Here is a 19,053-nt window from a genome sequence, read left to right as displayed (position 1 = left end):
AGAAACGAGCGCATATGTCCATCGATATCGGCGGCCGCCTTCGCCATCTCCGCATCGCCCACAAGCTTTCCCAGCGTGAACTCGCCAAGCGCACCGGCGTGCCGAATTCGACGATCTCGCTGATCGAATCGAACGCCTCCAACCCATCGGTCGGAGCCTTGAAACGCATTCTCGACGGCATCCCCATCGGGCTTGCGGAATTCTTTGCCTTTGAGCCCGACCGCCCGAGAAAGGCCTTTTATGCCGCCGAGGAACTGGTGGAGATCGGCAAGGGAGCCATCTCCTTCCGGCAGGTCGGCGAAAATCTGTTCGGACGCAGCCTGCAAATCCTCAAGGAATGTTATCAGCCCGGTGCCGACACCGGAAAAATTCCGCTTGTTCACGAGGGAGAAGAGGGCGGGATCGTCCTCTCGGGAAGGCTGGAGGTGACCGTCGATGACGAGCGGCGCATCCTTGGGCCGGGTGATGCCTACTATTTCGAAAGCCGGCGCCCGCACCGTTTCCGCTGCGTCGGGCCGGTGCCCTGCGAAGTCATCAGCGCCTGCACGCCGCCGACCTTCTGAAGCATGTCTCGCAAAACTGTGCCGCGGTTTTCTGTCGTTCACGCTCTGGCGGCATCGATACGTCTCCGTGCGTGCTATGCTTAAGGGGCGATAGTGCCGGCGGCGCCGATGCATTCAAGAATTGTCGTGCGGCAAACCCCGGCCTCCCGTTGCCGAAGAGGTTGCGCTCGCCAGGCTCGGTAGGAGCCCCGGAATTCGATGTCTTTATAAAAATAGGTCCTGACTTTTTGTCTCTGGCGGCTCCTATCCAAAGCATCGGCCGTCACGACCATATGTGCGGCTAGCCGTTTGAATTGCCATGGCGGCGTATGTCGCTCCTTCTCGATCACCTCCACATGGTAGTAGGGATCGTGATCGGCGGGATCCGGCAACTTGTAAACGGTGGCCCAACGAACGATCCGCGGCGAGGCGGAAAGAATGACGGTGGAGACGACCGGTGGTTTCACCGCTTCGGCATGCACCAGGACCGGCGCGGCCAGAATGGTCGCGACAGCCAGAAGGATCGTTCCTATTCGCATGGGCGAGCGCCATGAATGGGATTGTCGCTTCCGGCCGAATATCTGCGGATCATCCCCGTCCTCCGGCATGCCGCCATCGCTTCAAGGCGTGCGGCCTTCGATGCGCGCAAGCACGCCGTCGAGTGCGGCAGTCAGCGCGGCAACGCCGCCCTTCTTCTCGAAATCCGAAAGAACCTGCTCGTTCAGCCCGCCCTTGGTCGCGAATTCGCGGCTCAGCGCGCTGAACGGCTCGGTGCCGGGGCTGTTCGCCTTCTGCGCCAGGCTTGCGAAAAGCGGGGCGATGTAGGCCTGTCCCTTGGTCCTTTCGAGCCCGCTTCCTTCCAGCCAGACGGTAACCTGCTCCATGACGCCGAAATAGGTCGACATGACCGCACTCGCGGCTGCGAGAAGATCATATTCCTTCCTCGACTGGCATTGGACAGCCGTTCCGAGCGTATCGAACAGCGCGGCGACGGCGGTATCGGGCGGATAGACGGCGGTCACGCCTTGCCGGCTTGCGACGAAGGGCAGAGGGATCGCCTGGACGAGATGCACGTCGGCGCCGATCCAGTCGAGCAGGGCCTGGCGCTCCGTCGCCGCCACGACGCTGACGATCCTCTGGCCGGCCTTGAACGAAAGCCCGCGCACGACCTCCTCGGCGACCTGTGGCCGTATCGCCAGAAACACCATGTCGCTGCGATCGACGACGTCCTGGTTATCCCCAGCAACCCGCACGGCAGCAAATTCGTCCGCCAGTGTCGCTGCGATGTGAGCGCTTCGTGGCGAAACGTGAATCTCGGAGGCGTAGGCCGGCTCGGCGAGAAGCCCGCGAACCATGGCTTCGGTGATGGCGCCGGTACCGACGAACCCAATGCTGTTGACGTGCATGTGATTACTCCGCGGCCCGCAACGGCCCCAGCGCGACATCGGTCGTGTAGTTCTCGCGCATGAAGTTGATGAAATTATCCTGGAACTGGCGTGTATGGGCGTGGGCGAGCTCGTCGGCGAGCTCGACATTCTTATCCCTGATCGCATCGAGCATCAGCGCGTGCTCGTCGGTCAGCAGATAGCCCTCATGGGTGCGCTCCAGATATTCGAAATGCAGGTGCAGCATGCGCTGCCCCTGCGACAGCAGCTTGTTGTAGAAGGAGGCGAGATACTGGTTTTTTCCGGCATGGGCGATTGCCATGTGGAATTCCTTGTTGGCCTCCGACATGGCGAGATGATTGCCTGTCCTGACCGCCGCTTCGAATAATTTCAGGCGTTTGGCAATGATCTTCAGGTCGGCTTCCGTCCGCAGTGCTGCGGCAAGCCGTGTATTCATCCGCTGCGCGATGTCGAGTGCTTCCACATATTTCGGAAAGGTCGCCACTTCGATGGGCGCGACGATCGTGCTGCGGTTCGAGAGCGTCACCACCAGCTCGTCGGCGCTGAGCCGGATCAGGGCCTCTCGGACCGGCGACCGCGACATGTCGAAACGTTCGGCAAGCGTCATCTCGTCGAGAATCTGGCCGGGCGGCAGAGCGAGCGACAGGATCTCGTTGCGGAGCGCCTCGTAGACGCTTTTCCAGCCGGTCCCGCGGATACGTTTCACTTCCGATTCATCAGACACTTAAGTCCCTTTCTCTCGACGCATGGTCGCATTGGGCCAGAAAAGCAGCCTGTCGGCAATGTAATTTTTCCGCTTGGATTTGTCGACGCGCTGTTGACATATCTTTGTTCGTCGACACGGGGCCGACAATAAAACAATAGAAGCGGCGAGTGGTGTGAAAGAGCCAATCGATCTCGAGGCTGATCGACCTTGAGGCCAAACGATCTTGAGGAATGAGATCGTCTACGATATCCCAAGCAGGAACGTTGTCCCATGGACATTAAGGAGCTTGGGCTATGCCTTTCAACACCGCTCAGGTGATAAATCTCGGGAAGGCGCCTACGGCCTCGGATGTCATTTTGAAATTCATCCGCGATTCCATTGCGGACGGTTCGCTTGATGAAGGCGAACCGATCCGTCAGGACGACGTCGCCCGACTGTTCAACGTCAGCAAGATCCCGGTGCGGGAGGCGCTCAAACGGCTCGAGGCCGAAGGCCTCGTTGAATTCCACCGCAACAAGGGCGCGATCGTCACGAGCGTCTCGGAGCCCGAGATCGCGCAGATCTTCGAGGTGCGCGCGATCCTGGAATCAAATGCCATCAAGCTCTCGATCCCCCATATGACGGAAGAGACCTTTGAAAAGGCGCTTGCCTATTGCGATGCCTTCGCTGGGGAAACCGATGTCGCCCGGTGGTCGGAATTGAACTGGCGATTCCATAGCTGCCTTTACGAGGATGCGCAGCGGCCATTTCTCGTCACCACGATCCGCTCCGTCAACGACCGGCTGGAACGGTATCTGCGGGTGCAGTTGACGCTGTCGCATGGCAAGCAGACGGCGGATCGCGAACATCGCCAGATTCTCGAAGCCTGCCGCGCGCGCGACGAAGAAAAGGCGGCAGGCCTGCTCTATGCGCACATCATGAGCGCCTGCCAATCGCTTCTCGAACATCTTCCGGCAAAAAAGCCCCGCTGAGCGTCATCGCATCGACGGCGGGAGCCGTCAGGCGCCTGCGATCTTCACGACAGCTTCGAATACGGTGCGCGGCACTTTCAGGCCTTCCGTCGCCGGCCTTGGATATTCGATGCCGCTGACGCCGGGCACGAAGACACCGTGGCTCTGAAGGCGCTCAGCCTGGCGGCGGGCGCGTTCGACAAGGCCGTTCTCAGTGCGCCCCGGCATCATCGCGACGACGGTCAATCCGACGGCAGGGCTGGCGCTCCCCTCTCTGAAAGACGGTGTGTCCAATGACCAGGGGCCTCCGGACAGGCCGGCCGACAGCATTTCCACCATCAGCGCCACATTGGCGCCCTTGCGCCCGCCGAAGGGAAGCAGCGCTCCACCGAGTGCTCTTGCCGCATCCCGGGTGTCGACACCCGCTTCGTCGACGGCCCATCCCTCGGGGATGGCGCGTCCCTCGGCCGCGGCGGCGACGATATTGACATAGGCGGTCGCGCTTGAGGCCTGGTCGATGATCAGAGGCAGTGCCCCTTCACCCAGCGGGAAGCCGAAGGCCATCGGGTTGGTGCTGTAGACGGCCGGACCGCCCGCTTTCGCCACCAGCATGGCATTGGCGTTGGTGGCGGCGATCCCGACGATCCCTTCGCCGGCGAGACGGCGAACGTAATAGCCGAGTTCTCCGGTCGTATAGCTGTTTGTTTGCGTGAAGACTGCTAGCCCGAAGTTGCGCACCGCTGCCACGAGATCGTCAAAAGACAGATCGAAGCCAAGCTGCGCGATGCCCCGATCGGCATCCGCGGCGAAGAAGGCGGGATAGGGACGTTCGCATGTCGGCGCTGGGTCGCAGTTGATGCGGCCCTCGCGGAAGCTGTCGAGATAGTCCACCATGTGCGGAAATCCGAGCACGGCAGGTCCATAAAGCGCGGCGGACAAGGTGGCGTCCACGAGGGAGCGGGCAGTGGCTTCCCCAGCACCTGCCGCCAGGCAGGCGCGCATCGCCAAGGCTTCGGCTTCCGCCAGATCGAGTATGATCTCATCCGACATCTTGAATCTCCTCCTGTTTTTTCTGAGCGACGGAGCGGACAGAGCCGTTCTGAAGCTTCTCTAGCAAAAGTGGGGGAATGCTGACAGGTAAAATGTACAGCTATGTCTATTTTTCCGCCTTCCCCGGTTGACGAGTCTGCGTTTTCAGATATCGTATACGATATTCCAAAAGCAATATCCAGATGCGGCGCGCTGATTTCCTGACAGGGAAACCCGCGGCGCTCTGAAAACGCACTCGCAACCGAACAGAGGAGGAAGCAGAAATGGGATTTAAAAGGACGATTCACGCGGTCGATACGCACGCCGGCACGCCGATGCGGGTGATCACGGGCGGTGTTCCGCATATTCCCGGCAATTCCGTCTATGAGAAGATGAAATGGCTGGAGAGCAATGACGACCAACTGCGCAAGCTGATGCTGCGTGAGCCGCGCGGCTATCCCGCTCATTGCTGCAACATCATCGTGCCGCCCTGTCATCCGGAGGCCGATGCCGGCTATGTCATCATGGAGCAGGTCGAATATCCGATGATGTCCGGCGGCAACACCATCTCGGTGGTGACGGTCCTGCTGGAAATGGGCATGCTTCCGATGAAAGAACCCGTCACCGAACTGGTTCTCGAGGCGCCGGCCGGCCTCATTCGCGTCAAGGCGGAATGCAGCAACGGCAAGGTCAAAAGCGTGACCTTCAAGAACGTGCCGGCATTTGCCGCCCATCTCGATGCCGTCATCGACGTGCCGCATCTTGGAAAGGTCACCGTCGATGTCGGCTGGGGCGGCATGTTTTATGTCATCGCCGATGTCAGGCAGTTCAAGGGCCTTGAACTGATCCCGGCACATGGGCGGGAGATCGCGCGTGTTTCCGCGATGATCCGGCAGGCGGCCATCGAACAGTTGCCGGTTGCCCACCCGCATTATCCCGGCGTCGGCATTACGATCTCACAGCTGTCGGGACCGGCCGACGATCCGAACGCCGACTGGAAGAATACGGTGACGATGGCGACGGGGGATCTTTCCTGGGACGATCCCGCCACCTGGACGGGAGCGCTCGATCGTTGCCCCTGCGGCACCGGCACCTGCGCGAAGATGGCCGTTCTGCATGCGAAGGGCGAACTGCCGCTCAACCAGGATTTCCGGCATCAGGGGATCCTGGGCAATATCTATACGGGCAGGCTGGTCGAAGAGGCGAGGATCGGCGATAAATCCGCCGTCGTTCCGACGCTGTCCGGCACCAGCTGGATCTCCGGCCTGAACACGCTCGTTCTCGACAATGACGATCCCTTCACCGAAGGTTTCATGCCAGGAGACATCTGGGCCTGAAGAAAGGCGCGCGGCGGCATCGGCTTTAGCGACGATCTGCTTTCGTTTTGGTTCGACACAGCCGGCAGTGAACGGCAGATCGTCGCCAGCATGGATGCAGTCGCCGACGAGATCGCCGAGCGGGGACTTGAGCCGACGCTGAAAAGCGCCGGGCAAGCCTCTCGCTCATTCCCACTTACGAAGTGAATGAGTTCAAGTTCAATTCATACGGCATCGTCAGGCTTCCAGAGTGAGCCTGACGGCTCAGGGGATATCGAAACCGCCTCGATCGTTCTTCCGGCGACAACTGCCACGGGGTCGCGACAGAGCCTGCGGTTCAATTGTATTTGATCGTGTCGCTGACTCTCGGACGATTGAAGAAATAGCGATCGAAGCTATAGCCGTTCTGTCCGGTGAAGCTTGAGAAAAACTCCGAGACCGGTGTCGTCAGCGTGTATTGAACACGGGTCAGCACGACCTGCACGCCGGTCTCCTGGATTGTCGAGGGGATGGCGACTGCGCTCGCGGTGCCGGAATTCACAGCCGAGGTGTTGAGCGCGGCAGACCAGTTGACGGTCGCACTGCCGCTCGCATTAACATCGTTGACCGCGACCGTGATCGTCAGCTCGCTGGTGTCATAGGGCTGCAGCATGAAGCTGGCGCCGGAAAGAAGCTTGGCGACGTCGGTCTTCGTCCAGGAACTCTGCTGGGCTATCATGTCGCCGGTGGACGACGCGATCTCGTCGATCTTTCGGCTGACCGTCAGCGCATGGCCGAGATCGACGGTGCCGAACAGCAGCATCACCAGGATCGGCAGCACGAGCGCAAATTCGACGCCCGAAGCAGCCGACCGGTCGCGTGAGAGATGTCGGAAGTGCGACTGCGCGAAGCGAAAAGAGGACAGGCTCCATTTCTTGGTCATGTCAGAAAGGCTCGTTGCGGAACAGAGCGGCAGAGCCAAGCAGGTAGCGGCCGTCGGAAAGCTGGGCGCTTGACAGGCTGAAGAAATTGACGACGGCCGTCCACGGCAGGAACACTTGAACCAGGATGTAGTCACTGCCCTTGCCGATATCATAAGTTTCAGTGACGGTGAGGTTGCCACTATTGTCGATGGGATCGGTGCTGGCCGCGGCCGACATGTCGGAAAGTACGTTCACCTTGACGACGAGACCGCTGGAGCAGTCGAAGGTCAGAAGCATGTCGTCGCATATCTTGGCCTTGAAGCCGGCTAGCGTGATCTTGGAAGACGCCGCCTCGCCGGTGCGGATCATTCGGGAAATCTTGTGAACCGAAGCGTCCAGGGCGGAGTTGACGAAAAACATCAGCGACACTTCGATAATGCCGAACAGCATGATGAAGAGCGGCAGGGCCAGGATCGCAAATTCGATCGCGGCAGCCCCCTTATGGTCGCCGACCAGGCGGCGCAGCGGTGCGAAGGTTTTTTTCCGCGTCATTGGGTCAACCGAACGGCAGAGAGATATTGGGTGAAAAGCGTCGACAGGCCTGCTGTGATTTCGGTCGACGAGGATGCCGACAGGAACAGGCTCTTGGAGGATGCGCAGTCGGCAAGCGCATAAGGGATATAATCCCGCCGCGTAATGCTGGTCGACACGTCGCTGTCCATCGTGCCCCCCCAGGTGTTCTTCCAGTTGGCGCTCGCCATGGTCGAGCCGACGGTTGCGTTATAACCCCAGTCCGTGGTGATCGGCAGATATTCGGTGTAGAGCACCGCCATCGTATTAGATTGGTTTTTCAGATAGCCGCACCAATCGGGGTTGAGCGGCGCAACTTTGTTCCAGTATGCCCCAGATACAGCCTTCCCACTTTTCCATACGACGCTGTCCGTCACCCATTCGCGCTTTGACTGGACGCCATCCGTCAGCAGGAGAACCAGCTTGAGCGGCGAGCCTGAGGAAGTTCCATCCCCTCCGGCGCCGACTTTCTGCTTGAGCGTCGTGAGCGAAACGTCGAAATAGGTGGCGGCCGTCGAGGTCGCGCTGGTGAGGCCATAGCTTGCTGTGGCGAGGCGGGTGCGCGCCGTGTCCGTGCTCAGCGTCGGGGCGAGAACCTCCGTCAGCGTATCGCCCAGGCTATAGAGTCCGACCTTGATCCGTTCGTGGTTCGCGTCGGATGTGTCGATCAGGCTGAGCACGTCCTTTACGGCGTCGCCGGCGACATCGGCGCGCAGCTTGATACCCTTTGCCGTGCTGTATTCATAGTTGTTGGCATATGTCTTCTTGCCGACGGTGTGGGCATCGCCGGTGTGGCAGGCGAACTGACAACCGATGCCGGAATACATGGTCGACTGACCCGCCGTCGTTGCCGCCAGGAGCATCGACGGCGACGTGTCGATGACGATATAGACATTGAGATAGGAGGTCGCCGGTCCCTTGACGGCGCTTGCGACGCTGACCGGAACGGTGTCGATATTGGCGATTTTCATGAACGTCGTCGGAACGGTGCCGCTCGCCGTCGCCGTGATGTTGTGGTTTGATGTATCGATGTCGATTTCGTCAAGCGTGTAGCTGTTTTCCACCTGTGCGTGGAACCAGTCGGAGACCTTCACCTTGAGGGCGTCGGTGTCCTCGGTATTGTTGATCTGCTTGACCGCGGCGATCAGCGCCGCATCGAGGTCGCTTTGCATCCTCTGGCGGACATTGTAGCTGCGAATATAGTCAAAGCTTGCGCCGACTGCGACGAGCATCGGCACCAGGCTGAGAGCGACGATGATTCCGACGTTGCCGGTTCTGTCCCTTTTAAGACCGCGAAGGGCTTCGAAGGCCCGGCCGAGTGAATATGAAAAAACCGACTTCAATAAAACACCGCTGCCCAAAACATAAAAACAGTAAGGGCTAGATGTATTAAAGACGCTTAAGCCTTTGTTAATTCTTGAAAGTTTTGACCAAAACGGGTCGCGGGCGCGTCGTTTGTTGCGCGTATTGGATATGTCTGCGAATTATGGATATCGCAAGGCCCCGCATGCCGCGGCGATCTCCCGCTCTCATGCGGGCCAGGAGCAGGTTCCATAGCAGAAACCCGCGGTCGACCCGCGGATTATCGTGCTGATGGCATGGCGCAGGCGATCTCCCGACGGATGGATTGGATATCAGGCCTTGTCGACTTCGGCGAAGACTTCGCGCGCCAGCCGGAAGGCTTCCACGCCGGCCGGGATGCCGGCGTAGATGGCGAGCTGCATCAGCGTATCCTTGATTTCTTCACGGCTGCAACCGTTCGTCAGGGCGCCCTTCACATGCAGCTTGAACTCGTGGCTCCGGTTCAGGGCGCCGAGCATGACGAGATTCAGAAGGCTTTTGTCGCGGCGGGTGAGGGCCGATCGCCCCCAGCCGGCACCCCAGCAATATTCCGTGACGAGGTTCTGGAAGTCCCGATTGAAATCGTCGGCTGCACCAAGCGCCGTCTCCACATAGTCGGCGCCGAGAACTTCCTTGCGGATCGCCAGGCCGCGTTCGAACATTTCTTGCGACATTACAAGTCTCCTTCATTGACGACGGGATTGCCGGAAACACCTATAGCCGGGATTTCGACGGCGATGATATCCCCGGCCTCAATGAAGCCGATCTGGGGGCGAGGGGAGCGCCAGCCTTCATCCCTATCCGGCTGGAGTCCGCTTTCGAAGCGCGCGATCAACGCATCGGCGGCAACTCACGCTCAGCGCTGCATCAGCAGGTCATGCAGGCGTTTTTGAGCATCTTGCGGAGACATGTCCCTGTTGTTGAAAAAGTCGCCCACCACGGCGATCCAGCCCTCCGACATCTGGGTCGGCATGGCCTGGGATTGAGCACTGACTTCGCCCTTCTTGGCCTTGATCATCTCCAATCCGAGCTTGCCGCATCGATCAAGTCCGGCCGGATCGACATCGGTGCGCACCGGCAGCGATCCCTTGATCCGGCTGAACGCGACCTGATTGTCCCGGTCGAGCACCATGCGGGCGAAAGCCTGCTGTGCCTCTGCCGCGCCGTCCCGATTGGTCAGCGGGAAGGCAAAGGCATCGATCACCATGAAATAGGCGATCGATGTGCCTGGAACCAGGCTGCAATCGAAATCCTTGTCGACGCTGTAGCCGCGTGCCGCAAGCTCGCCCTTGGCCCAGTCACCCATGAACTGCATACCGGCCTTGCCCTGGCCCACGGCCGCGGTGGCATCGGCCCATGTCTTGTCCTTTCGCTGCTCGATCGGTTCCACATAATTGGACAGACGCAGCAGCAGATCGAGGGCTTCGATCATGCGCGGATCCTGCACGAGTTCGGCATCGCCGCTCATCAGGCGCGCATAACCTTCCGGCCCGAACTTATGATAGACGATGTCGTTGAAAATGAGAGATACTTCCCATCGTTTGCCGCCGAGCGCGATCGGCAGGCGTCCCGTCGCCTTGATCTTTTCGGCCGCGTCGAAGAGCTCGTCCCAGCTCTGCGGTGTCTTCACACCGGCTTCGGCCAGCGCTGCCGTGCTTGTCCAGAGCCAGTTTTCGGCATGAATATTGGTCGGCGCAAAATAGACTTTTCCCTTGTAGGAGATCCGGTCTAGAACTGTTGCGGGAATGACCTCCTGCCAATGATCCGCCCGCGCGACATCATCGATATCCTGCACGATGCCCATTTCCGGCAGCTCGCGCGATCCCTCGTTGGCATTCCACTGCATCACCGCCGGCGCATATCCGTTGGCGATGCGATCGCTCACCACCTGCTGGACGGCAACCTTGTTCTGCGCCGGCATGTCGACCCATCGATTGCCGGCGGCGGCCCAGGCCTTGCGGTATACGTCGAGTGCCGCGGACTCGCTTTTCGATACCCAGAAATGCACGACGTCCACCGCCAGGCCTTCTTCGGCAAAAGCCTGCGCTGCGGGTGTCGCTGCCGCGAGTGCCGCGGCAAGCCATGCCCGTTTGATTGTCCGGTTCATTCTCTGCCCCTCTTTCATTGATCGATCCTGCCGCATCGTTTCTGTGCGCTGCGCTCAGGAGATGGATTCAACCCGCAATTTACGTGATCGCCCTGATATCCCGCGCAGGGCCGGCCGGCGGGTCAGTCGTTCGACCGCTGCGAGAGCCGGTTCCGGCTTGGCGTAGAGATAACCCTGGCCGATCTCGCAACCGGCGTTCAAAAGGAAATGACGCTGGGTTTCCTCCTCGATGCCTTCCGCGACGCATCGCTTTCCGAGGTTGCGGGCGAGATCGATGATCGCCCTGATGATTTGCTCGGAGCGGATATCCTTGCCGATCTCGGCCACGAAGCTACGGTCGATCTTGAGTTCGTCGAAGGGGAAGTCGCGCAGATGCACGAGCGAGGCGAAGCCGGTGCCGAAATCATCGAGCGAGATCGACACCCCATGCTTGCGGAAACGGGAGATGGTTTCGGCGATCTGATCGGCGCCGCGATTGAGGAAAACGTCCTCGGTGACTTCGATGGCAAAATCACGCCAGTCGAGCCGGTTCGCTTTGACCGCCGCTGCGATGAGGTCGTAACCGTCGTGGTTGACCAGCAGGGCCTCCGGCAGGTTGATGGCGACCGATCCCACCCTTAGCCCCGCAGCCTTCCATGCTCTGAGATCACGAGCGACGATATCGACGATACAGCGCGTCATGCTTTGGATGAGATGGCCTTCCATGAGCGGCAGGAAGCGGCCGGGCGGCAGAATGCCGAGCTGGGGGTGGCGCCAGCGCACCAGCGCCTCGAAGCCCAGATGCTCGCCGGTTTGCAGATTGACCTTCTGCTGATAGTAGACGACGAACTCGTCGCGGTCGGCAGCAAAGGCGAGGGCTGCGGCGAGCCGGTTCTGCTCCAGCCGCTGGGCGAAGGACGTCTCATCGAAGATCACTGCGGTATTGCGCTTGGCCTTGGCGGCATAAAGCGCCAGATCGGCGATGCGCATGAGGGTTGCCTCATCGGACGCATGGCCGGGCACGACCGCGCCGCCGACGCTGGCTGAAACCGGCAGCAGCCGGCCCTCGAAGCGACATTCCGTGGCAATGGCTGCAACGGCGCGTTCGGCAATTCCTTCCAGCGTCGCCGTATCCGATATCCCCGGAATGAGAGCGGCAAATTCGTCACCGCCGAGCCGTGCCACGACGTCGCCGGCGCGGAACGTCTTCTGCAGCGCGCTCGCAACATGGTTCAGAACCGCATCCCCGGCCGGATGACCGAAACTGTCATTGATGGCCTTGAAGTGGTCGAGATCGACCAGCAGCATGGAGAAACCGGCGCCCGTCCGTTCGACGGAGCTGAAAAGCCCGTTCAGTGCCTCATTGAAGGAAGAGCGATTGCCAAGGCCTGTCAGCGTGTCGGTATGGGCAAGATGCGTCAGCTTGATCTCGAAATCGAGCGTCCGACGGTGCTCGCTGCGCAGCTTTATCAAAAGCGGTATGAACAGAATGAGGGTCGCCAGGATGAGTGTTGCCGCAGTGAGGCTCAGAAGCACTGCGCTGATCAGGCGGGTATGATCGATGCTCACATCGCTCCGGTCATGCGCGCTCTCGATCAAGGCGCTGAACTGACGCATGAGCATGCTGTCGGAGGAGACGGCGAAGTCGATCGGTCCCCAGAAACTGTAACGCTCCCGCCGATCCTGCAATTTCGCGGTGACGACGCGTTCGGCTCGTTGAAGAAAATCTTCCAGCCGCCCGTCGAGTTCCAGGCGCAGCTTCTCCGATGCCGCGTCCCGCCCGTTCAGTCGTTCGAGAAGGTTCGTCTTGACCTCGGCATTCAGCGCGTTCAACTGCGCGCTCATGGCGCGGATGTCGTCGATCGCTCCTTGAACGTCCTCGACCATCGGCCGGACGATATATTCGGGCATGTTCGGATCGGCCGAAGCGCGCATGATCGCCCGGGTCTGATTGGCAAGCTGCTGGAAGCGAATGAATTGGCGGCCGATCAGATAGCTGATGTTCTGCTGCAGGGAATGACGGTCAAGTGCCACCTTGACCGTCAGGAAGGTTGCCCCGATCAGAACCGTCATGACGACGACGGCGAGCACGTAATGGCGCCCGATGGAGCGGATATATTTCGCCACGGAGGAATGGGACTCGCCGGGCGGCGTCACCGTATTTTCCAAATTCGAACCACCCCCCATTCGCGCTCCATCAGGAAAGTATAAATTGGCCGCGCTGCCTTCGTCGCACAGGCCGTTCAGCCCGTTCTCAAAGACGGCTTGAGTTTTTTGCTGCTGGAGCCCGCTGCCCGAAGCCGCCACGTTTGCGCCGGACGGAAGCATCACCATGATGTATCGGAAGATCGGCCCTCATGGCCTGGGTTCGCGCCGGAAAGTGCGGGGCTCACGCCGTGACGTGCGCTCTTCGAACCGCTATCGCATCGACGCTCGCTGGCAAGACTGTCGTGGAACTTGCCGGAGCGATGCGCCTCCGTGGGTCAAGAGTTCGAGGCGACAGGGATATTCCGATCTGTCGAGCCGGACCGGCGCGCACTTTCTGCGCCGCATCGAGAAAAACTGCTGCCATGTGCATGCGAATTATTGAACATTTTCCCCTCTGAGCGCATGCCATCTGCATTGATGAGCAGCGCCTGTTTCTGCTTGTCCCGCAACCCGTCTTCATGGCGGAGAGGTACGGGCAGCACCTCGTTCGAATGGTTCAAAACTGCGGACGGTCTGGTTTCAGAAGCGTAAACGCCTTGGCGAAAAACTAACAAAACCAGATTCTTGCGAGAAGATTCGCACGAAAACATCGTGAATTGGCCACGCTGTTCGGATTCCGGATAAAGACGATGTCCCTTTCCGGGCCGGTGGTGAAACCCTGGCAGGCAAGTCGGCAATATCCAAATTGCGCCGTTCAATCCGGATCGCGCGGCGAAAGGTGAGGCGCTGCAGGAGGACGCAGCGATCTCTTAATTTTCTGGCCGCATTATTCAGGTCTGAGTGACGTGCTGCGGTTGCAGCGGCCCGGCGCTCCTGCGGTCACATCTTCATCAGTTTGCGCCTCAAATGACTTGGGCGGCTTTCCTAGAGAATTCGCGGTCGGATGAATGACGCATCCGGCCGGTACGCATGGTGAGGATATTCATGACGAAGTCGTCGTCCCAATCGCTCCAGCAGCCAGTCCTTTTCATGGAGGGCTGCGAGCGGGATGGAGCGCAGCATCAGGACGCGGCCTTCGCCCAGGAGGCTCTTCCGGAAGTCTTGCTCGGCGTATGTCCCCTTCCCGTATTCTACAAGAACACGCATGGCCGTTATATCGGCTGTAACAAGGCTTTCGAAGACTTCGTTGGTCTTACGCGCGACGAGATCATCGGGAAAACCGATTTCGATCTCCATCCGAAACATCTGGCCGAACTCTATTTCGCTGAGAATGGGGCGCTCCTTCAAAGGGGTGGAGCCCAGTACACCGAAAGGAAGTTTACCACGGCGAATGGGGCCGTTCGGGACGTCGCCATCAACAAGGCTGTCTTGACCGGCGATAACTGCGCTCCGGCTGGCCTGATCGGCGCCGTCGTCGACATCACCGAGCACAAGCAGGCGCAGCGAGACCTCACGAAGGCGCTCGAATTCGCGGAGGGGATCATCACCGCCATTCCGGATGTTCTGTTCGAGGCGGATGAGGAAGGCCGCTATCTCCAAGTCTGGACGAGAAGTCCCGAACTGCTGGCCCAGCAGAAGGAGATGCTGCTCGGCAGAACGGTCAACGACGTTCTGGCTCCGGACCAGGCGGCCATTGCAATGGAGGCGCTCGGCACGGCCGCCAAAAGGGGGGTGGCCTACGGTCGCTGCATCAGCGTCTCCTTGCCGAACGGCGAGACGCGATGGTTCGAGCTGTCGGTCGCCAAACGACCGAGCGCCGATCCCACGGTCAACACGCTTCTGGCATTCTCGCGCGACATTACCGAGCGAAAGCGGGCGGAAGAAGCCATAAATTCCGTGCGGACGCAGCTGCTCAGCGTGCTTCAGACCATGCCTGACATGGTCTGGGTGAAGGACATGGACGGCGTCTATCTCCTATGCAACCACGCATTCGAGCGACTGACGGGTAAGACGGAGACCGAAGTCGTCGGAAAAACGGATTTCGAGCTATTCGACGCCGAAAGGGCTCGGTCCTTCCGGGAGTTCGATGAAGCGGCGATCCAGGCCGGGAGCATCCTCGTCAACGAGGAATGGGTCATTTCCCAGGAGAACGGGCAATCCGTTCTTCTTGAAACGCGCAAGGTTCCGGTCTTGGGTGCAGGAGGAGAAGTCGTCGGGGTTCTCGGCGTATCGCGGGATGTCACCGAATTGAATGTCTCGCGCCAGAAAATCCACCAGATGGCCTTCTACGATCCCCTGACCTCTTTGCCGAACCGATCGCTGTTCAACGATCGATTGCGGCAGATGATCACCTCGGCCGTTTCGCGCGGCCAGCGGGCCGGCGTGATGCTGATCGACATCGATCACTTCAAGGTGGTCAACGATACGATGGGCCATCCCGTCGGCGATCAGTTGCTCTGCCAGGCCGCCGCGCGGCTCAACGACAGCGTGCGCGACTACGACACTGTCGCGCGTCTCGGCGGTGACGAATTCGCGATCCTGTTGCCGGATATCCGCCAGGCGGGCGATCTCGGCCGGATTGCCGGCATGATCCTCGAGAAGTTCAAGGAAGGTTTCCTGCTGGATGGCCAGGAGGTCTTCATTTCATGCAGTGTCGGCATCGCGCTCTATCCCGATGACAGCGCCGACGCCAACGACCTCGTGAAATACGCCGACTCGGCGATGTATCTCGCCAAGCGCTCGGGGCGAAACAATTTTCGTTTCTACTCGAAGGACCTGACGGCGAGCGCCGAGGAGCGCATGCGGCTGGAATCGGAATTGCGCCGCGCCATCGAGCGTGGAGAGCTGGAATTGCACTACCAGCCGAAAGTGCTTCTGGAGAACGGCGCCATGGTCGGCTCCGAAGCCTTGCTGAGATGGCGTCACCCCGAAATGGGCATGATTCCTCCCGCCCGTTTCATTCCGGTCGCCGAAGACACGGGGCTGATCGTGGAACTCGGGCGGTGGGTGCTGCGCGAGGCCTGCCAGACGGCGACCGAATTGAACGCCGATAGCCAGTCAACGCACAAGGTGGCGATCAATCTGTCGGTCAAGCAGTTCCAGTCTGCCGGACTGGTAAAGTCGATTGCCGAAATTCTCGACGAGACCGGCTGCCGCGCGGAATGGGTCGAGATCGAAATAACCGAAAGCCTTCTGCTCGATCAGAAGAACGAAACGCTGCAGGCGCTCTGCGAACTTCGAAGCATGGGATTTTCGATCGCCATCGATGATTTCGGCACCGGCTATTCGGCGCTGAATTATCTGGCGCGCTTCCCGATCGACACGCTGAAGATCGACCGCTCGTTCATCAACAGCACCGACAGACGCAACGAGGAACTGGTCAAGGCGATCCTGTCCATCGCGCGCTGTCTCGGACAGAGCGTGGTGGCAGAGGGCGTCGAAACCGCCGAGCAAGCAGCTTTCCTGGCGGCAAACGGATGCGGTTCGGCGCAGGGGTTCCTCTACAGCAAAGCCGTGCCCAAGGCCGATATCATCGCCCTGTGGCTGCGCTCTGCGGCGAGCGGCGCCAAGCCGGGCGAGATACTGTCTTGCGGATGAAGGCCGCTGGAAAATGATGATCTAGGCGCCGTTGCTGCCCTGCACGAGACTGCTGCGAAATCTACGGCGTTCGCCCGGCCGAGAGCGCTTGTCGAGCGGCAGGAGCCGATGGCGCAACGATCCGAAAATGTGCGATTGTCGCAGCCCTATCCACTTGGCGCAGCAAAGCTGTCATGTGAATTCCGGCCCACGCGAAAATAGGAATTTGTTAAGGCTGAGGCGGTGTTTATGGCCTGACGAACACATGCAACTCGCTGCAATGAATAGCGAGGATGTTCCGGGCGATCGGCATGAAATAGACCGCATCCCTTTAAGCCATCGGATCCGGAGACATGAGCGTTTCCTGTCCGCCAGACCAACGAAACAAAGAATGCAAATGGCTGAAATCATCCTCTTTCCAAATCCGGTCTCTGGCACGTCGATGGAGCTTCACGACCCGCAGATCCCGGGCCAACCGTCCGGCGATCCGGAGATGGATCAGATGCTCCAGGCGCGTGCCCGGATCCGAAACGTTTTGGACGAACTCGATAGACTAACCGGTGCACTGCAAGCCTGCTCCTCGCTGGCGGGGGCATAGGGTGACCATTGTTGCCCGCACGATTGGTTGGCGAGACCCGGTGGGTTATGCGATGTTATTGCGAGATATCATGACGGCTGCCGAAGCGCGGCGATGACGCGATCGGCCATGAAAACGCAGCGGGCGCCATCGAAGGGGAACAGTGCCTGGAATGCACCGGAGAGCCGTTTTTCGATCGACTGACGCATCATTTTTCGCGCCCGGTGGAGCCGTGTCTTGGCGGTTTCGGGCCTGATGCCGAGATAGGATGCAGCTTCCTCGGTGTTCATGCCTTCGACATCGCGCAGCACGAAGATGGCGCGAAAATCATCCGGCAGTTCGTCGACCGCATGTTCGAGGAGCTGGCGCGCCTGGCTCCGCGACAGCTCGGTTTCGGGATCGGTTGCGGAAAGCGAGGATGGAAATTGAAGCACTTCGCCGCCCGGCGACGTCGTCTGCATGTCGATTTCCTCGAGCGTAGTGGTGTTCTTCTGTTGGCGCACACGACCCAGCGCCTCGTTGAGCGTGATCCGGGTCAGCCATGTCGAAAGCTCGGCCTCACCGCGAAACGTCGCCAGATTGGTGAAGGCCCTGATATAGGCGGCCTGCACGACATCTTCCGCCTCCCCATCGTTGCGGATGACGGCGCGCGCTGTGCGGAACAGACGCTGATTGTGGCGCTGGACAATAGCACGAATGGCGGGTTCGTCGCCCTGCTTTGCTAGGGGCACGAGCTCGGCGTCCGATAGCGTCGATATGTGCTGCCGGTGTCGCGCGACCGGAACCGAAATGGCTGCCATGCAAATCTCCGCGTTGTTTGATCGGAGCCCGGCCCTATGGCCGGACGTTCAGTTTGCCCGTCATGGCGGGATGAAAACGGCAATAGAAATCGACCGCTCCTGCCCGGCTGATCGTCATCCGCGCTTCCGATTTCGGCGGCAGATCGATATCGAAGCTCTTGTCGCGAGCCGTCGCCGTATGCCTGAACATATCATCGTTTCGCCAGACGATCACATCGCCGACATGCAGTTCGGCCGGCGGCGCACCGAATTTCATGCCCGCGATGGTGACCTGATACTCCGCCGCCGAGGCGACGCCGGCGCTCGCCCAAAGCAGCGCCAACAGCAAGGGAAGCCGCAGCACCTTGATAAGCCTGCCCATCGCTGGCCTACTTGATCATCGAAGCAAGATGCTCGGCATGCATCTGGTGTTGCTTGAACAGGGTCAGGCCCGTTTCCAGCAGCGATTTCAGCTCCTTGTTCTGAGCCGAAGGGATCAGCACCTTGGCAAGCGCGTCGTTGACCGATTTGTGATAGGCGACCTCGTTTTCGACATAGGCCTTGTCGAAGGCCGCACCATCGAGGGCACCGAGCGTCGTCAGTTCCTTGCTTGCCTGTGTCGACAAGGACTGGCTGATCTTGTTGTCCTCAGGCGTCACCTTCAGCTTCTTGACAAGCGCGAGCGCCTGATCGTTGACGGCCTTGTGGTCGCGCTCCATCGTCTTGGCGAATTCGATGACCTCGGCATTTTTGCTCTTCTTCAACGCCTGCTCTGCAGCGGTGACATCGATCTGCCCGGCCGTATAGGCGATATGAGCGATCTGCGGGTCGGTCGGCTTGGCATCGGCGGCGAGCGCGGCGGTGCCGAGCGACGCCGCGATGAAGGTTGCGCCGAGAATTTGCTTGAACATGATCTGTCTCCTTTGTTCGCGCATGACGGAATGTCTGCCGGCAGCATCGGTGATGCGCCTTCGGTAGCGAGCATTGGATGCAGATCGGGCGAAAAGGTTCCCGGGAATTTTGGTGCGGGCAACGGCTGTCCTCCAGCCGCCGCTTAATCAGTCTGGTGACGGCAGCTGCGCAGTGAATTTCGATTGAAAACTCTCCGCGGGCGAGTTGCTGTTTTAGGAGGGGCCTGCCGATCCGCGGGGCTTCGAAACGCGTTGTGCAGGCCGCTGTCCTAAT

Annotated in this window: 18 protein-coding genes; 5 read left to right on the top strand and 13 right to left on the bottom strand. The window is 60.0% G+C overall.

Features of this window, described 5'->3' with window-relative positions; genetic code table 11:
• The first annotated feature begins 14 nt into the window (after window positions 1–14).
• Window positions 15–563 carry a cupin domain-containing protein gene (locus tag CO666_RS19780; RefSeq protein WP_097613901.1) on the top strand — a complete coding sequence of 183 codons (549 nt, stop codon included), beginning with the start codon at window positions 15–17 and terminating at the stop codon, window positions 561–563.
• Between the two features lie 80 nt (window positions 564–643).
• Here CO666_RS19780 and CO666_RS19775 read toward each other — a convergent pair whose 3' ends face one another.
• From CO666_RS19775 to CO666_RS19765, 3 genes are read right to left on the bottom strand one after another with little or no spacing between them, the layout of a single operon-like run.
• Complete coding sequence (locus CO666_RS19775) at window positions 644–1,150, bottom strand: DUF5086 family protein (protein ID WP_245436820.1); 507 nt, start codon at window positions 1,148–1,150, stop codon at window positions 644–646.
• Between the two features lie 12 nt (window positions 1,151–1,162).
• Complete coding sequence (locus CO666_RS19770; RefSeq protein WP_097613900.1) at window positions 1,163–1,948, bottom strand: pyrroline-5-carboxylate reductase; 786 nt, start codon at window positions 1,946–1,948, stop codon at window positions 1,163–1,165.
• A 4-nt stretch (window positions 1,949–1,952) separates the two neighbouring features.
• Window positions 1,953–2,672 carry a GntR family transcriptional regulator gene (locus CO666_RS19765; protein WP_097613899.1) on the bottom strand — a complete coding sequence of 240 codons (720 nt, stop codon included), beginning with the start codon at window positions 2,670–2,672 and terminating at the stop codon, window positions 1,953–1,955.
• A 275-nt stretch (window positions 2,673–2,947) separates the two neighbouring features.
• Here CO666_RS19765 and CO666_RS19760 point away from each other — a divergent pair, with 275 nt between their 5' ends.
• Complete coding sequence (locus tag CO666_RS19760) at window positions 2,948–3,625, top strand: GntR family transcriptional regulator (RefSeq protein WP_097613898.1); 678 nt, start codon at window positions 2,948–2,950, stop codon at window positions 3,623–3,625.
• Between the two features lie 27 nt (window positions 3,626–3,652).
• On the opposite strand, the gene CO666_RS19755 is transcribed toward CO666_RS19760, so the two are convergent.
• Window positions 3,653–4,654: an Ldh family oxidoreductase gene (locus CO666_RS19755; protein ID WP_097613897.1), complete on the bottom strand. Its 1,002-nt coding sequence runs from the start codon at window positions 4,652–4,654 to the stop codon at window positions 3,653–3,655.
• A gap of 263 nt (window positions 4,655–4,917) precedes the next feature.
• Here CO666_RS19755 and CO666_RS19750 point away from each other — a divergent pair, with 263 nt between their 5' ends.
• Window positions 4,918–5,970, top strand: coding sequence for a proline racemase family protein (locus CO666_RS19750; protein WP_097613896.1), 1,053 nt, complete (start codon window positions 4,918–4,920; stop codon window positions 5,968–5,970).
• Window positions 5,971–6,286: 316 nt separating this feature from the next.
• Here the strand turns inward: CO666_RS19750 and CO666_RS19740 are convergent, their stop codons facing one another.
• From CO666_RS19740 to CO666_RS19715, 6 genes are all read right to left on the bottom strand, one after another.
• Window positions 6,287–6,871, bottom strand: coding sequence for a TadE/TadG family type IV pilus assembly protein (locus CO666_RS19740; protein ID WP_097613895.1), 585 nt, complete (start codon window positions 6,869–6,871; stop codon window positions 6,287–6,289).
• A gap of 1 nt (window position 6,872) precedes the next feature.
• The gene (locus tag CO666_RS19735; protein ID WP_097613894.1) at window positions 6,873–7,403 is read right to left on the bottom strand and encodes a TadE/TadG family type IV pilus assembly protein; all 531 of its coding nucleotides are present in this window, start codon (window positions 7,401–7,403) and stop codon (window positions 6,873–6,875) included.
• On the bottom strand, window positions 7,400–8,764 hold the full coding sequence (locus CO666_RS19730; RefSeq protein WP_097613893.1) for a TadE/TadG family type IV pilus assembly protein: 1,365 nt from the start codon (window positions 8,762–8,764) through the stop codon (window positions 7,400–7,402). Before CO666_RS19730 ends, CO666_RS19735 begins: the two co-directional genes overlap by 4 nt.
• 291 nt (window positions 8,765–9,055) lie before the next feature.
• Window positions 9,056–9,436, bottom strand: a complete 381-nt coding sequence (locus CO666_RS19725; protein WP_097613892.1) for a carboxymuconolactone decarboxylase family protein — start codon at window positions 9,434–9,436, stop codon at window positions 9,056–9,058.
• A 182-nt stretch (window positions 9,437–9,618) separates the two neighbouring features.
• Window positions 9,619–10,869 carry an ABC transporter substrate-binding protein gene (locus CO666_RS19720; RefSeq protein ID WP_097613891.1) on the bottom strand — a complete coding sequence of 417 codons (1,251 nt, stop codon included), beginning with the start codon at window positions 10,867–10,869 and terminating at the stop codon, window positions 9,619–9,621.
• Between the two features lie 54 nt (window positions 10,870–10,923).
• Window positions 10,924–13,035: a putative bifunctional diguanylate cyclase/phosphodiesterase gene (locus CO666_RS19715; protein ID WP_097613978.1), complete on the bottom strand. Its 2,112-nt coding sequence runs from the start codon at window positions 13,033–13,035 to the stop codon at window positions 10,924–10,926.
• A gap of 945 nt (window positions 13,036–13,980) precedes the next feature.
• Between CO666_RS19715 and CO666_RS19710 the strand changes: the two genes are divergently transcribed.
• Window positions 13,981–16,533 (top strand): sensor domain-containing protein, encoded by a 2,553-nt coding sequence (locus tag CO666_RS19710; protein ID WP_097613890.1) that lies wholly within the window; start codon window positions 13,981–13,983, stop codon window positions 16,531–16,533.
• Window positions 16,534–16,909: 376 nt separating this feature from the next.
• Window positions 16,910–17,110, top strand: a complete 201-nt coding sequence (locus tag CO666_RS19705) for a hypothetical protein (RefSeq protein ID WP_245436819.1) — start codon at window positions 16,910–16,912, stop codon at window positions 17,108–17,110.
• A gap of 68 nt (window positions 17,111–17,178) precedes the next feature.
• Here CO666_RS19705 and CO666_RS19700 read toward each other — a convergent pair whose 3' ends face one another.
• Genes CO666_RS19700 through CO666_RS19690 form a run of 3 tightly spaced genes read right to left on the bottom strand, consistent with a single transcriptional unit; the run spans window position 17,179 to window position 18,779 of the window.
• Window positions 17,179–17,889: an RNA polymerase sigma factor gene (locus CO666_RS19700; RefSeq protein WP_097613888.1), complete on the bottom strand. Its 711-nt coding sequence runs from the start codon at window positions 17,887–17,889 to the stop codon at window positions 17,179–17,181.
• A gap of 34 nt (window positions 17,890–17,923) precedes the next feature.
• Entirely contained in the window at window positions 17,924–18,250 is a 327-nt protein-coding gene (locus CO666_RS19695; protein ID WP_097613887.1) for a cupredoxin domain-containing protein, read from the bottom strand.
• 7 nt (window positions 18,251–18,257) lie between these two features.
• Complete coding sequence (locus tag CO666_RS19690) at window positions 18,258–18,779, bottom strand: DUF4142 domain-containing protein (protein WP_097613886.1); 522 nt, start codon at window positions 18,777–18,779, stop codon at window positions 18,258–18,260.
• Between the last annotated feature and the right edge of the window lie 274 nt (window positions 18,780–19,053).

This window comes from Rhizobium chutanense (genome assembly GCF_002531935.1).
Lineage (GTDB): Bacteria > Pseudomonadota > Alphaproteobacteria > Rhizobiales > Rhizobiaceae > Rhizobium > Rhizobium chutanense.
This window is presented reverse-complemented; position numbering and strand designations above follow the sequence as displayed.

What these genes read in the sequence shown, in the direction of transcription:
- CO666_RS19780 (WP_097613901.1), top strand. Translation starts at nt 15, where the DNA reads ATGTCCATCGATATCGGCGGCCGCCTTCGCCATCTCCGCATCGCCCAC.
- CO666_RS19775 (WP_245436820.1), bottom strand. Translation starts at nt 1,150, where the DNA reads ATGCCGGAGGACGGGGATGATCCGCAGATATTCGGCCGGAAGCGACAA.
- CO666_RS19770 (WP_097613900.1), bottom strand. Translation starts at nt 1,948, where the DNA reads ATGCACGTCAACAGCATTGGGTTCGTCGGTACCGGCGCCATCACCGAA.
- CO666_RS19760 (WP_097613898.1), top strand. Translation starts at nt 2,948, where the DNA reads ATGCCTTTCAACACCGCTCAGGTGATAAATCTCGGGAAGGCGCCTACG.
- CO666_RS19755 (WP_097613897.1), bottom strand. Translation starts at nt 4,654, where the DNA reads ATGTCGGATGAGATCATACTCGATCTGGCGGAAGCCGAAGCCTTGGCG.
- CO666_RS19750 (WP_097613896.1), top strand. Translation starts at nt 4,918, where the DNA reads ATGGGATTTAAAAGGACGATTCACGCGGTCGATACGCACGCCGGCACG.
- CO666_RS19740 (WP_097613895.1), bottom strand. Translation starts at nt 6,871, where the DNA reads ATGACCAAGAAATGGAGCCTGTCCTCTTTTCGCTTCGCGCAGTCGCAC.
- CO666_RS19735 (WP_097613894.1), bottom strand. Translation starts at nt 7,403, where the DNA reads ATGACGCGGAAAAAAACCTTCGCACCGCTGCGCCGCCTGGTCGGCGAC.
- CO666_RS19725 (WP_097613892.1), bottom strand. Translation starts at nt 9,436, where the DNA reads ATGTCGCAAGAAATGTTCGAACGCGGCCTGGCGATCCGCAAGGAAGTT.
- CO666_RS19720 (WP_097613891.1), bottom strand. Translation starts at nt 10,869, where the DNA reads ATGAACCGGACAATCAAACGGGCATGGCTTGCCGCGGCACTCGCGGCA.
- CO666_RS19715 (WP_097613978.1), bottom strand. Translation starts at nt 13,035, where the DNA reads ATGGGGGGTGGTTCGAATTTGGAAAATACGGTGACGCCGCCCGGCGAG.
- CO666_RS19710 (WP_097613890.1), top strand. Translation starts at nt 13,981, where the DNA reads ATGACGAAGTCGTCGTCCCAATCGCTCCAGCAGCCAGTCCTTTTCATG.
- CO666_RS19705 (WP_245436819.1), top strand. Translation starts at nt 16,910, where the DNA reads ATGGCTGAAATCATCCTCTTTCCAAATCCGGTCTCTGGCACGTCGATG.
- CO666_RS19700 (WP_097613888.1), bottom strand. Translation starts at nt 17,889, where the DNA reads ATGGCAGCCATTTCGGTTCCGGTCGCGCGACACCGGCAGCACATATCG.
- CO666_RS19695 (WP_097613887.1), bottom strand. Translation starts at nt 18,250, where the DNA reads ATGGGCAGGCTTATCAAGGTGCTGCGGCTTCCCTTGCTGTTGGCGCTG.
- CO666_RS19690 (WP_097613886.1), bottom strand. Translation starts at nt 18,779, where the DNA reads ATGTTCAAGCAAATTCTCGGCGCAACCTTCATCGCGGCGTCGCTCGGC.